The organism is Olleya namhaensis (assembly GCF_900114005.1).
Classification (GTDB): domain Bacteria; phylum Bacteroidota; class Bacteroidia; order Flavobacteriales; family Flavobacteriaceae; genus Olleya; species Olleya namhaensis.
Genome location: NZ_FORM01000004.1, coordinates 162,093 through 174,469 on the forward strand (window position 1 = coordinate 162,093; position 12,377 = coordinate 174,469).

General features: G+C 33.8%; 13 protein-coding genes. 5 read left to right on the forward strand and 8 right to left on the reverse strand.

Going from position 1 to position 12,377, the window contains the following annotated elements:
* Positions 1 to 10 precede the first annotated feature (10 nt).
* A complete protein-coding gene (gene meaB / locus BMZ09_RS07910; RefSeq protein WP_090839235.1) occupies positions 11 to 1,081 on the reverse strand; it encodes a methylmalonyl Co-A mutase-associated GTPase MeaB in 1,071 nt (356 codons plus the stop codon).
* 35 nt (positions 1,082 to 1,116) lie between these two features.
* Entirely contained in the window at positions 1,117 to 1,665 is a 549-nt protein-coding gene (locus tag BMZ09_RS07915; RefSeq protein WP_090839237.1) for a DUF2911 domain-containing protein, read from the reverse strand.
* 244 nt (positions 1,666 to 1,909) lie between these two features.
* On the opposite strand from BMZ09_RS07915, the gene BMZ09_RS07920 reads away from it, so the two are divergent.
* Genes BMZ09_RS07920 through BMZ09_RS07935 form a run of 4 tightly spaced genes read left to right on the forward strand, consistent with a single transcriptional unit; the run spans position 1,910 to position 5,254 of the window.
* The gene (locus BMZ09_RS07920; RefSeq protein WP_090839239.1) at positions 1,910 to 2,407 is read left to right on the forward strand and encodes an RNA polymerase sigma factor; all 498 of its coding nucleotides are present in this window, start codon (positions 1,910 to 1,912) and stop codon (positions 2,405 to 2,407) included.
* Complete coding sequence (locus BMZ09_RS07925; RefSeq protein WP_090839241.1) at positions 2,391 to 2,972, forward strand: hypothetical protein; 582 nt, start codon at positions 2,391 to 2,393, stop codon at positions 2,970 to 2,972. The genes BMZ09_RS07920 and BMZ09_RS07925 overlap by 17 nt, the downstream gene beginning before the upstream one ends.
* Before the next feature lie 20 nt (positions 2,973 to 2,992).
* Positions 2,993 to 4,531, forward strand: a complete 1,539-nt coding sequence (locus tag BMZ09_RS07930) for a hypothetical protein (RefSeq protein WP_090839243.1) — start codon at positions 2,993 to 2,995, stop codon at positions 4,529 to 4,531.
* A gap of 33 nt (positions 4,532 to 4,564) precedes the next feature.
* Complete coding sequence (locus BMZ09_RS07935) at positions 4,565 to 5,254, forward strand: peptidoglycan DD-metalloendopeptidase family protein (RefSeq protein ID WP_090839245.1); 690 nt, start codon at positions 4,565 to 4,567, stop codon at positions 5,252 to 5,254.
* 3 nt (positions 5,255 to 5,257) lie between these two features.
* Here BMZ09_RS07935 and BMZ09_RS07940 read toward each other — a convergent pair whose 3' ends face one another.
* The 5 genes from BMZ09_RS07940 to aceB form a co-directional block, all read right to left on the reverse strand.
* Positions 5,258 to 5,668, reverse strand: a complete 411-nt coding sequence (locus tag BMZ09_RS07940; RefSeq protein ID WP_090839247.1) for an MFS transporter — start codon at positions 5,666 to 5,668, stop codon at positions 5,258 to 5,260.
* An 89-nt stretch (positions 5,669 to 5,757) separates the two neighbouring features.
* Positions 5,758 to 6,192: an RbsD/FucU domain-containing protein gene (locus tag BMZ09_RS07945; protein ID WP_090839249.1), complete on the reverse strand. Its 435-nt coding sequence runs from the start codon at positions 6,190 to 6,192 to the stop codon at positions 5,758 to 5,760.
* 163 nt (positions 6,193 to 6,355) lie between these two features.
* A complete protein-coding gene (locus BMZ09_RS07950; protein ID WP_090839251.1) occupies positions 6,356 to 6,781 on the reverse strand; it encodes a hypothetical protein in 426 nt (141 codons plus the stop codon).
* Between the two features lie 223 nt (positions 6,782 to 7,004).
* On the reverse strand, positions 7,005 to 8,627 hold the full coding sequence (locus BMZ09_RS07955; RefSeq protein WP_090839253.1) for an isocitrate lyase: 1,623 nt from the start codon (positions 8,625 to 8,627) through the stop codon (positions 7,005 to 7,007).
* Between the two features lie 74 nt (positions 8,628 to 8,701).
* Positions 8,702 to 10,300: a malate synthase A gene (gene aceB / locus BMZ09_RS07960; protein ID WP_090839255.1), complete on the reverse strand. Its 1,599-nt coding sequence runs from the start codon at positions 10,298 to 10,300 to the stop codon at positions 8,702 to 8,704.
* Positions 10,301 to 10,419: 119 nt separating this feature from the next.
* On the opposite strand from aceB, the gene BMZ09_RS07965 reads away from it, so the two are divergent.
* A complete protein-coding gene (locus BMZ09_RS07965) occupies positions 10,420 to 11,895 on the forward strand; it encodes a helix-turn-helix domain-containing protein (RefSeq protein WP_090839257.1) in 1,476 nt (491 codons plus the stop codon).
* Positions 11,896 to 11,901: 6 nt separating this feature from the next.
* Here BMZ09_RS07965 and BMZ09_RS07970 read toward each other — a convergent pair whose 3' ends face one another.
* Complete coding sequence (locus tag BMZ09_RS07970) at positions 11,902 to 12,318, reverse strand: hypothetical protein (protein WP_090839259.1); 417 nt, start codon at positions 12,316 to 12,318, stop codon at positions 11,902 to 11,904.
* Positions 12,319 to 12,377: the final 59 nt, after the last annotated feature.

The following is a 12,377-nucleotide window of genomic DNA, read 5'->3' on the forward strand; positions in this document are numbered from 1 at the left end:
CAGCAAAAAATTACCCCAATCCCAACAAGTAATCTGCAGCAGCAAAAGGAGTGGTTTGATTGGCCTCAATCAGCGCGAGTTGTTTGTTTAGTTCTATTTTAATGTCAGGATTATTAAAAAAGACAGCTTTAAGTTGTTCTTCAATAGTCTGTAGCAACCAAAATTTATTTTGCTCGGTACGTTTGCTATTAAAGTAGTTGTTCTGTTTGGTTAGCGTGATGTAATCAGAAATAACATCCCAAATTTCAGAGATACCATCATTAGTTAAAGCGCTGCATAAAGTAACTTTAGGTTGCCAATTAGAGTCTTTAATTGGGTACATGTGTAAAGCACGGTTAAACTCGACTTTAGCCAATTTAGCACGTTTAACGTTGTCTCCATCTGCTTTGTTAATTGCTATGGCGTCTGCCATTTCAATAATACCTCTTTTAATACCTTGCAGTTCGTCTCCAGCGCCTGCCAATTTTAGTAATAAAAAGAAGTCTACCATGCTATGGACAGCAGTTTCACTTTGACCAACACCAACAGTTTCAATAATCACTGTGTCAAAACCTGCAGCTTCACATAGGATAATTGTTTCCCGCGTTTTTCTGGCTACACCGCCCAAAGATGTTCCGGAGGCTGATGGGCGTATATAGGCATTGTTATTTTTAACCAAATCTTCCATTCTGGTTTTGTCTCCAAGAATACTACCTTTAGTTATGCTACTACTTGGGTCTACAGCCAAGACTGCTACTTTTTTGTTTAAAGTGGTTAGGTGTGTTCCAAAAGCTTCAATAAAGGTGCTTTTTCCAACACCAGGCACACCGGTAATACCAATTCGTGTCGATTGATTGGCATGTGGTAAGCAGGCTTTAATTATAGCATTAGCTTGTGCGGTATGTTTTGGGTTTTTACTTTCTACTAAAGTAATGGCTTGACTTAAAGCGGTAATGTTTCCGTTTAAAATCGCGCCTACTAAATCTTTAGTGGTACGTTGTAATCTACGTTTGGCTTTTAGTTTTAAAACAGCATCTGGATTGGTCATTTCTGGAGAAGAAACGCCTTCAGTTTTTGATAGAGCTGTTTTTTTATTGGACATAGTTGCTTTTAATTTCCGCGTAAGCGTTACTAAAATTAATCTTTTAAAGGGACTTCAATTTTTACATTATCCCAAGCCATTGTCATTTTTAAATCGTCTGTAGAGTTGTCAAAAGCCACTGTAAATTGCTCTACGGTTTTATCTAGTTTTTTTGCGGGTACTTCAACTTCTACCACGTCAAAATTAGGATCCCAATTAGGTTCCATTTTTTCGTTAACTCCCCAATCATATTGTTTAGAGTTAAACATGACTTTCCAGTTATCCGCTTTTGGTACGGTCCAAAGGGTATATTTTCCTTTAGGTAATTTAACGCCTTTTATTGATAGATCATGATTAGTTTCAAACGTAGTTGCCTCATTGGCACCAGTACGCCACACTTTATCAAAAGGGACTAAAGCACCAAAAACATCTCTGTCACGTTTTGAAGGCCTGTTGTATACAACTTTTACATTTAAGTCGTTAATTTTGATTCCGGCAGTATCTTTTGGACTTAAAGGTTTATTAAATAGTCCTGTGCTAGTCGAAAATTGATAACCTACGACACCAATTACGACAAGAATTAATAGATATATAAATTTTTTCATTTTAATTTAACTGGATAATAGTCATTAATAGTGAAACAAAATTAACTGAAAATTTAGTACTTACAGAAGGATAAGCCTTAAATTATTCTAAATATTTGTGCTAAATTGAAAAATAATATCACTTTTTTGCAACACTGCTTTTTTTGTGTCGTCTTTAAGCTGAACACTAACCAAAAACCAACAAGTGAAAGTCGTTACTTTAGATAACATTGAGTTGTGTAAACAAAACAACCGGAAAGCCCAAATGCAGGTGTATCAGCAATACTGCGATGCCATGTATCATGTTGCTTTACGATTTGTAAACCACACAGCCGAGGCAGAAGATGTCGTCCAAGATGCTTTTATTAAGGCATTTAGTAAACTACATCAATTTAAAGGCGATGTTACTTTTGGCGCTTGGTTAAAACGTATTGTTATTAATAAAAGTATTGATTACTTAAAGTCTAAAAAGCAACGATTGGTTGAATTGGACGAGGTGCATCTGAAGGTAATAGATACCGATACAAATGACAAATGGTTAGTAGATGATACAACAACTTTAGACCAAATAAAACAAGCCATTAACAGCCTTCCGGATAAATACAAATACGTAGTCATGCTATTTTTAGTAGAAGGGTATGATCATCAAGAGATTTCGCAAATTTTGAATATTACAGAAGTTGCCTCGCGTACCCAATTATCCAGAGGAAAAGTAAAATTGCAAGACCTTTTAAAACACACCCATTATGGCGAAAGATATTAAAGACTTATTTAATGCAGATAATACATTATCCAAACCCCAAATGTCTAAAGGACATGAGGCTAGATTTTTGGACAAGTTAGAGCACGCATTGCCAGAGAAAACCAAGTCTAAATGGACATTTTTAAATATTGCAGCTAGTGTATTGTTAGTAATTGGTTTAGGTTTTGGAAGTTATACGCTTTTTAAAACCCAAACGACGCCAACACAAGTCGTGGATACAGATAATCCAACACCAAAAATTAATACTACAAAACCGTCTATAACATTAGGAGATATTTCTCCTGATTTAAAAAAGGTGGAAGATTATTACGTGGCCAATATTAATTTAGAATTATCTAAACTAAAATTGACACCGGATAATAAAGAGTTGTTTGATGGGTATGTGTTACGATTGGAAGAGTTGAATGCAGAATATAAAAGCTTGTCTACAGAGTTGACTACTAGTGGCCCAGATGAGCATACCGTTAATGCATTAATCCAAAATCTTAAACTGCGTTTAAACTTGATGTATCGTCTTAAGGAACAGTTAAGTCAGTTAAACAGTATAAAAGCTTCTCAAGGGTAAGCTTTAAAAATTATAATATAATGAAACACTATAAAATATTTAAAACTATAGCGCTTAGCGCAATCCTTTTGTTGGTAACCTTAAGTGTTACTGCGCAACAAAAGATGAGTAAAATTGATCAATCTGTAAGAGCAGATCGTGATGTAACGGTAGATCTAAATACAAGTCATACCAATATTATTGTGGAAACTTGGAATAAAGATTATATCGAGGTCGAAGCCTTTATTGAAAGTAAAAAACTATCCCAAGAAGATCTACAAAAAGCATTAGATAATTGGGAGGTTAGCTTAACTGGAGATTCGGATTATGTAAAAATTACCTCAAAAGGGTCTAAGGGTATTTGGTCTGATGATATGAGTTTGACTATTTTGGATGAAGCGTCAATCCAAGCATTGGCCAACTTGCCAGAAAAATTAGAAATAAACTTAGGACCACTGTTACAAAAGTTAGAGCAATTAGATGTTTTAGGAGAATTGCCAGAAAAACTAAAATCATTACGCATTCCAAAGTCTCCGGACGGGAATTATAATGTCGATTTTGATTACGATAGGTATAAAAACGAAGGTGAATCTTATTTAGATACGTGGAGTAAAAAATACCGTAAAGACTATGGTGAAGCTTATGAGCAAGAAATGCGAACTTGGGCAAAAAGCATCAACCAGGAAGATATTGATAGGTTTGAAAAAGAAATGGAAGCTTGGGGCGAAAATTTTGGTAAACAAATAGAAAGCTTATTTGATGATGATTTTGAGAAAAGTATGGAAGCGTGGGGAGAGAATTTTGGTAAGAAGTTTGAAGAAGAAATAGCTCCTAAATTAGAAGCATGGGGAGCGCGTTTTGAACAGGAAGTTGCACCTAAGTTAGAGGCTTGGGGAAAACGATTTGAAGCTGAGTTTGAGCGTAAAATGGAAGCACAGTTTGAGGACGATGGAAAAAAAGGAAATGACAAAAGCAACAAGCTGTTTAAGGACATAGATTATAATACAACCAAAACCATTATTATAAAAATGCCTAAAAAAGCCAAGTTAAAACTAAACGTCAGACATGGCGAGTTAAAATTAGCCAATGCATTGGAAAACGCAAAAGGGGACGTGTCTCATGGATCATTTATAGCTAATCACATTAATGGGGGTAATACCTCCATTAATGTGTCTTATGCTAAAGTGGCTATAAAAGACTGGATGTCTGGTCAGTTAAAATTAAACTATGTCGATGATGCTATAATAGCTAATGCAAATAACCTGATTTTAAATGCGGTATCTTCAGATATTGAAGTTAATAACCTGTCTGGTAACTCCGTGATTAACGGTAGTTTTGGAGATTTGTTAATTAATACAATCGCGTCAGATTTTAATAATTTAAACATTGTTTTAGAAAACTCAGAAGCTAAATTAAAGCTACCAAATACAGATTACAACTTGTATTTTAATGGTAATCGTTCTAAATTTAATAACGTGTCAGCCTCTAATAAAACCATTAAAAATTATCCAAACGATAATAGTAATACAAGTAAAACCATAATTATAAATGCTAAGTTTAGTAATGTAATTGCTAAATAAAATTTCTAAATTTGAATTCAATATTGTTTTAATATGAATTCAACTACACCTTCTTCTTTTTTAAGTCAATGGACTGGACCAGCTCTAAATGTTATAGATGCATCCATCCCAAAATCGGATTATATCGCTATAGATTTATCCAAAGCTAATCAAGATTTAAATACTTTTGATGTGGCATCATCTTCCGCTTGGGAGATTTATATGACTAATTATCTTAAAGCGCACAATAAGCAAGTTGCTTTTGGTGGCTATTTAGAGACTAGAAATCTATATAATCGTAGTGCTTATTTTTCGGCTCAAGCCGAAACAGAACAGCGTAACATCCATATTGGGTTAGATTTATGGTGTCCAGCCAATACAGCAGTTTTATCTTGTTTTGATGGTACAATTCATAGTTTTAATAATAACACCAATTTTGGCGACTATGGGCCAACTATTATTGTAAAACATACCATTAATAACGAAACTTTTTATACACTTTACGGGCATTTAAACGAAGCATCAATAGCTAATTTAAAAGTAGGAGGTACTGTCGCTCAAGGCGAAACCATAGCACATCTTGGAGACGCTTCTGTAAACGGAGATTATGCCCCGCATTTACACTTTCAGATTATATTGGATATACAAGATAAGACTGGAGACTATCCGGGCGTTTGCTGTTTAAATACGCTTGCGTTTTATAAATCAAATACTGTAGATCCAGGACCAATTTTAGGATTATAACAATTAATCTAAAATTTGTAAATCTCTTTTAATACGTTGTTCCGTTGGCATTAATAAAGCTAAATATACAATTAGCAGTAGTCCAAAAACAATAAGCTCTGGTTTAAGTATTAAGATTAAAAAAGCAGCGCCTTCAATAATAGCATAGCGCACAATAGATGCACTTTGGTAGGGTACTATTTTTTCTTTTAAGCTAAGCGCGTTGTCTATTTTGGAAACCAACATTTTAAACATCAAATTACTGATTATAAAAGCAGCGATAGGAATCGCTAAATAAATCATGTTATCGTTATCTAATGTTGGTAATTTTAATTGACTAAAGTCAGATAAATTACCTAATACAAAGTAGGCAACTACTAAACCAGCAACTAACGCTAAATGAATAATTCTAAATACTTTTAATTGTTCTTTCATGGGTTTGGGATAGGTTTTGTATTAAAAACTAGTGTGGTATAAAGGTTTTTAAGTAGAAGCTTGTCTTTTAAATTTGTAAAGTGATCTTATTAAAAACCACTTTCTTCAGCCATTTTTACAACACCTACAGTTAAAATCAAATTGGCAAAGCGACGTTGCTCTCCGGTTTGAATTATTAAAGTCGTTTCTGGGGCTTTAATTTTGTCATAAAAAGCCCAACGTTCCATCTCATCCCATGTAACATCTCCAAGCACTTTTTTATAAGCGTCATGTATTTCTGCATTTGCTTCAGCAGGTTTTTCCATAACAATGGCGCCTTGAAAAGGACAAACTTCTATTAGACCTTTAAGTACGGTAAGCGCATCTAACAATCCAGGACGAAAGTTGAGGTGGACTGTTGTCGAGTTTGGGCCTGTCATGGCGCCAACAGGTAAATTACCGTCAGCAATGACAACTTGTGCAAAATGACCTGAGCGCGCTAACGCTTCCATAATTGTAGGGTGAATAACTGGAGTTTTTAACATAATTGGTAGTTTGGTTTGATGTATAGTTGATAAGATTCTGTTTTATAGAATTTTATTAAAAGTCAAACGAAGTTAATTAAAAAAAGGAAAACGTCAAATAGTCATCTAATCTTAAGTGATAAGACACCTAATTTTTAAGTTTAGGTTTTAAATCGATTACTAATCACGATTTATTAGGCTGTTTGTTAGATAAATATATAACTCTTCCTAAATACATTAAAAATGGAATTGCGCTTCCTAACGTTAAAAAAAATAGATATTTTTCGTAATTCCAAGCGCCGAAACAAACTGTAATTAAAGGAATTAACATTAATGCAAGTCCTATATACATCCAAATGTTTTTATTTGAAAAGTCTTTAGAAAACAATAATACAATTGATATTAGTTTTCCTATTAAGGAAACAAGAGCTATAATAAGCAGGCTACTTTCAAAAGGATAGTCTTTCTGATAATTAATTCCGGTTTTGATTAAAGCAGGAATACTCATAATTTCAAACATTATCATAATTCCGAAACCGTGTCCAGCAGGTATTCCAATTAAAATTACCGAATTTAGTAGTATAGTTGTTAATAGCGCTCTTTTTATCACTTAGTAGTGCGAGTTTTAGGTAGTGTAAGGGTGTTAGTAAATAAGATCCTGTTTTATAGAATTTTATTAAAAGTCAAACGAAGTTAATTAAAAAAAGGATAATTTCAAGTTGTTGATTTGTCTTTGCGTCAGTTGTAATATGTGCAGTATAAATAAAAACACACAAACCTAAGTTGTTAATAGGTTTGTGTGTTTAAATAAAGTGAACTAACAATGCTAATATTTATGCTGCTGAAACAGCTTTTGATATAGTGCTTGTTTTGCTTTCAAATTGATTTGACGTGTTGTTTTCTCCGCCTGCTTTTAAAGCTTTGTCACCTGCAAAAAACGTTTTATGATCATCTCCAAGATCAGAACCTGCCATTCTTTGGTGTTTGACGCAAGACACGCCTTTGCGGATTTCTTGTCTTTGTACATCCTTTACATAAGCTAACATCCCATCTTCGCCAAAATATCCTTTCGTTAAATCATTCATATGCAACGCAGTGGTGTGATAGGTTGGTAGTGTAATTAGGTGGTGGAATATTCCGGCTTCTCTAGCGCTATCTTTTTGGAATGTTTTAATTTTTTGATCTGCACGAAAACATAATTCTGTGTTATCATATTCTGCAGCCATTAAATTATTACGGTCGTAAGCTGTTACATCTTCACCTTCTGCAAGCATCTCCTGATAAGCTTGATTACGGAAGTTTAATGTCCAGTTAAATGATGGTGAGTTGTTGTAAACCAATTTAGCATTGGGTATTACAGCTTTTACGCGATTAACCATATGTGCAATTTGTTTTACGTTTGGTGTTGGCGTTTCTATCCATAATAAATCAGCGCCATTTTGCAAGCTTGTTATACAGTCTAAAACGACACGGTCTATATTTGTACCGTCTTTGAATTTGTATAACCCATTGGCTAATCTTACAGGTCTTACTAGTTTTCCGTCTCTTTTTAGTAGTACATCGTCTTCTTTGGCATCAGTAATGGCGATTTCTTCAGCTTCGACAAATGCTAAATATTGTGATGCTAAATCTCCTGGTTCTTGACTAACTGGTAGTTTCTGGGTTAATCCAGCACCTTCAGAATCTGTTCTTGCAACAATAACACCCTCATCCACGCCTAATTCTAAAAAGGCATATCTAATGGCATTTAATTTTGCAGTAAAATCTTCGTGTGGTACAGTTACTTTACCATCTTGATGCCCACATTGTTTAGCATCAGATACTTGGTTTTCAATTTGTATAGCACATGCGCCTGCTTCAATCATTTTTTTTGTTAGTAAATAAGTAGCTTCTTCATTACCAAAACCGGCATCAATATCTGCTATAATTGGTACGATATGGGTTTCAAAATTATCAATTTGATCTTGCACATTTTCTCCATTTTCAAGTCTTTTAAATAAATCATTTAATTCTATGGCATCTGCTTGACGTAAAAAATCATAGATTTCTGCGATTAGACTTGGCACTGCTGTTTTTTCGTGCATAGACTGATCTGGTAATGGTCCAAATTCTGAACGTAATGCTGCAACCATCCATCCAGACAAATATAAATAGCGCTTGCTTGTTGTTTTGTGGTGTTTTTTTACTGCAATCATTTTTTGTTGTGCCACAAACCCGTGCCAGCACCCTAAAGATTGCGTATAGTTTGAGTGATCTGCATCATATGCTGCCATATCTGCTCTCATAATACCAGCCGTATATTTTGCAATATCTAAACCCGTTTTAAAGCGGTTTTGAGTAGCCATTCTTGCTGCGCTTTCTGGTCGTATGGCATTCCAAGTACTGCCATACTTTGCTTTTAGATTTCTAACGGTTTCTAAAGCCGAACTATAATTTGATTGTGCTAAATTTTTCATAATTTTGTAATACGTTATTTTTTATTAATAATTAGATCCTGTTGATTGTTACAGCAATCGCAGGATTGTTTTTTTTATAGGTATTTGTAAGCAGGAAGCGTTAAAAATTCTTCAAAAGTATCAGCGGTTACTAATTGGTCAAACAGAGAGATTGCTAATTTGAATTTTGTGTTTTTTATTGTGTCTTCACCGTACTCGGTAACAATTTTTTCTACTTCATCATTAAATAATTCTTGATATAAGTCTACATTAAATGAACGTCCATCTTCAAGAGTGACTTCGTTTTTTAACCATTGCCAAACTTGAGTTCGTGAAATTTCAGCAGTAGCTGCATCTTCCATTAAATTGTAAAGCGCAACAGCGCCATAACCTCGTAGCCAAGCTTCAGTATATAAAATACCAACGTTTATATTTTTGCGTATGCCGGCTTCGGTAATCGTTCCTTTGGGTATTTCTACTAAATCTTGTTCGGTTATTGTAATGTCATTTCTGGTGACTTCTAATTGATTTGGATTTGGCATGTACTTATTAAATTCACGCATAGCAACAGCAACTAATGCAGGATGTGCTACCCATGTCCCATCATGTCCGTTTTTAACTTCACGTTCTTTATCTACTCTTACTTTTTCTAAGGCAACAATATTAGCATATTCATCATTTTTTATTGGGATTTGTGCAGCCATTCCACCAATAGCCAATATGCCTCTTTTGTGACAACGTTGTATCACTAATTTAGAATACGCATCCATAAATGGGGAGGTCATAGTGACTTGATCACGATTAGGTACCACAAAATTGGGATGGTTTCTAAACTTTTTGATATAAGAAAAAATATAATCCCATCGACCACAGTTTAACCCAACGATATGGTCTTTAAGTTCAAAGATTATTTCGTCTAACTGAAAACTAGCAGTAATCGTTTCTACTAAGACAGTTGCTTTAAACGTACCGTGTGGTACTTTTAAATACGCTTCAGCAAATGTGAAAACTGAATCCCACCAACGTGCTTCTAAATAGTGTTCTAATTTTGGTAGATAAAAGTAAGGCGCTGTATTATTATCTAATAACGTCTTTGTGTTGTGAAACACGTATAATCCAAAATCCACTAAGCTTCCAGAGGCTTCTTCGTGATTAATAGTAATATGTCTTTCGTTTAAATGCAAGCCCCTTGGTCTTACCATTAAAACAGCTGTTTCAGGATTTAGTTTGTATGATTTATTTCGTTTTGTATCCTTTAAAGAAATGGTTTTGTTGTTAGCGTCTATTAAGTTTTGCTGTCCAGATATAGCATTATCCCATGTCGGCGCGTTACTGTCTTCTAAATCGGCCATAAATGTTTTGGCACCTGAGTTTAGAGCATTAATAATCATTTTTCTGTCCACAGGTCCTGTGATTTCGACACGACGGTCTTGTAAATCATGAGGGATAGTGCCAGCAGTCCAATCTGATGTTCTAATAGCTTTTGTTTCTTTTGGAAATTTTGGGAATTGACCACTATCAAAAATTTGTTGTTGCTCGATACGTTTTTTTAATAATTCTAAGCGTTCAGAATTAAAATTTTCATGAAGTGCATTTAGAAAAGTAAGTGCTTCATCAGTTAAAATTTCAGGATAGTAATTTGTAACGTCTTTAGAGAATGTAATCTTAGGAGATTTTAAAAGTGTGTTTTCCATGATGTTATGATTTTATATGACAATAGTATAACAAAGATTTTAATAAAACAAGCGAACGTTCGCTAAAAATGATTTTTCGCTGAAATTGAATATTCGCAAAAAAGAGTATATTTGCTATTATGCAAGAAGATTATATTAAATTGATATTTGGCTTAAAGCTAAAGCAGATAAGGACTGATAAAAAATTATCATTGTTTGGGCTGTCTAAACTTTCAGGATTATCTAAGTCGTATTTAAACGAAATAGAAAATGGAAAAAAATATCCAAAACCTGATAAAATCGCTATTCTTTCAGAAAAATTAGATGTACCATATGATCAAATGGTGTCTTTAAAGCTAGATAAAAACTTAGCGCCAATTGGTGATTTGTTACAATCTAAAATTTTAAAAGAAATACCTTTAGAACTTTTTGGTATTAAAGAAAGCAACTTGATAGACATTGTGGCAAATGCACCAGCAAAAGTCAACGCGTTTATTAGTACTATTATTAAAATTGCAAAGAATTATAATTTTAGTCGCGAAAGTTTTTTTTTAGCTTCTGTAAGATCTTTTCAAGAGGCTAATAATAATTACTTTGAAGATTTAGAGCAAAGTGTTTTAAAGTTTGCAAAAGCCTATCAGGTAGATTTAGATCAGACGGTTAGGTCTCAAGATTTAAAAGAAATACTTGTAGAAGAATTTGGTTATACTATTCTAGATAATGAGTTAAGCAACTATGACGCTTTGGGTAAATTACGATCCTTGTTTGTGCCTAAAACAAAGACGTTGTTGCTGTCTAATGAAATTGACGAAGCACAACGTAACTTTATTTTTGCAAAAGAGTTGGCTTATAATTTTTTGGATATAAAAGAGCGTTTGTATACTTTTCCTTGGATCAAGTTTGATACGTTTGATCAAGTTTTAAATAATTTTTATGCCTCTTATTTTGCAGGTGCATTAATTATACCTAGCGCTAAAATTAAAGCCAAATTAAGTGCTGTTTTTGAAAAAGACACCTTTGATGCTAATTTGTTTTTAGAGGCTATTAATAGTTTTAATGGCTCTCCTGAATCTTTTTATCAACGCTTAACTAATATACTACCTAAAGCATTTAATATTCAAAACCTTTTCTTTTTAAGATTTACGCATAAAGCGAATAGTAATAAATTTTATCTTACTAAAGAGTTGCATTTGTCACATCAACAATCGCCTCATGCCAATGAAACTAATGAACATTATTGCAGACGTTGGGTGTCTTTACAAAAGTTAAAAGACATAAGTTTAGGTAATAATACTCACGAATTTGATGTTCAAATATCTAATTATCAGGATGATGGCGTGAAGTATTTAGTCTTATCATCTGCTACAAAAGATCCGTTTAGAGATAACCACTATCGAAGTATAAGTGTAGGTTTGTTAATTAATAAACAGTTACAACGTAAGCTAAATTTTTTAGAGGATGGTAACATTGCAACCCAGAATGTTGGTGTTACTTGCGAGCGTTGTACAATCACAGATTGTAAGGTTAGAGAGGTGCCTGCTATATTTTTAGAAAAAAAGGCTAAAAATGAAAATATGGCTGCCATTGTAGCAACGTTAAGTAGTAAGTTTTCTTAGTAAAATTTACACCAACGCACCAAAGACATGTCTGGCTGCTAACGATTTTCCAAAGAAAAAAGCAGCGATTGCTAGTAGTCCATCGCTTACTGAAAACCATAACGCTTTAGGTAGCATTATAATAGTGGCAGCAGTAGCAATAACCATAAGTCCACCAACGATATAAGCCGGTATCATGCTTGTTTTAGAAATTATTCCAGCAGCTAACATCCCTAATAATATACCTGAAAAATGAGCAATTACAACAAATACTTTGGCGCCATTAGGTACTAAATGTAAGTTTGCTTTTAGGGACTCCATATTATTTGGGTCTATAGTATCGGGTAATGGATAAAAGGTGTGTCCTAATAATGTTTCGATTAAGTATACTGTTGCAGATGCAACTACAAATCCTACAATGGTGGCTAAAATATTTTTAAGCATGGTGGTAAGTATTGTTACTCAAACAGGAGTTGGTTAGTTATTCAATTTACAAAATTATA

What these genes read in the sequence shown, in the direction of transcription:
- BMZ09_RS07970 (WP_090839259.1), bottom strand. Translation starts at nt 12,318, where the DNA reads ATGCTTAAAAATATTTTAGCCACCATTGTAGGATTTGTAGTTGCATCT.
- meaB (WP_090839235.1), bottom strand. Translation starts at nt 1,081, where the DNA reads ATGTCCAATAAAAAAACAGCTCTATCAAAAACTGAAGGCGTTTCTTCT.
- BMZ09_RS07930 (WP_090839243.1), top strand. Translation starts at nt 2,993, where the DNA reads ATGAAACACTATAAAATATTTAAAACTATAGCGCTTAGCGCAATCCTT.
- BMZ09_RS07920 (WP_090839239.1), top strand. Translation starts at nt 1,910, where the DNA reads ATGCAGGTGTATCAGCAATACTGCGATGCCATGTATCATGTTGCTTTA.
- BMZ09_RS07965 (WP_090839257.1), top strand. Translation starts at nt 10,420, where the DNA reads ATGCAAGAAGATTATATTAAATTGATATTTGGCTTAAAGCTAAAGCAG.
- aceB (WP_090839255.1), bottom strand. Translation starts at nt 10,300, where the DNA reads ATGGAAAACACACTTTTAAAATCTCCTAAGATTACATTCTCTAAAGAC.
- BMZ09_RS07945 (WP_090839249.1), bottom strand. Translation starts at nt 6,192, where the DNA reads ATGTTAAAAACTCCAGTTATTCACCCTACAATTATGGAAGCGTTAGCG.
- BMZ09_RS07940 (WP_090839247.1), bottom strand. Translation starts at nt 5,668, where the DNA reads ATGAAAGAACAATTAAAAGTATTTAGAATTATTCATTTAGCGTTAGTT.
- BMZ09_RS07955 (WP_090839253.1), bottom strand. Translation starts at nt 8,627, where the DNA reads ATGAAAAATTTAGCACAATCAAATTATAGTTCGGCTTTAGAAACCGTT.
- BMZ09_RS07915 (WP_090839237.1), bottom strand. Translation starts at nt 1,665, where the DNA reads ATGAAAAAATTTATATATCTATTAATTCTTGTCGTAATTGGTGTCGTA.
- BMZ09_RS07925 (WP_090839241.1), top strand. Translation starts at nt 2,391, where the DNA reads ATGGCGAAAGATATTAAAGACTTATTTAATGCAGATAATACATTATCC.
- BMZ09_RS07935 (WP_090839245.1), top strand. Translation starts at nt 4,565, where the DNA reads ATGAATTCAACTACACCTTCTTCTTTTTTAAGTCAATGGACTGGACCA.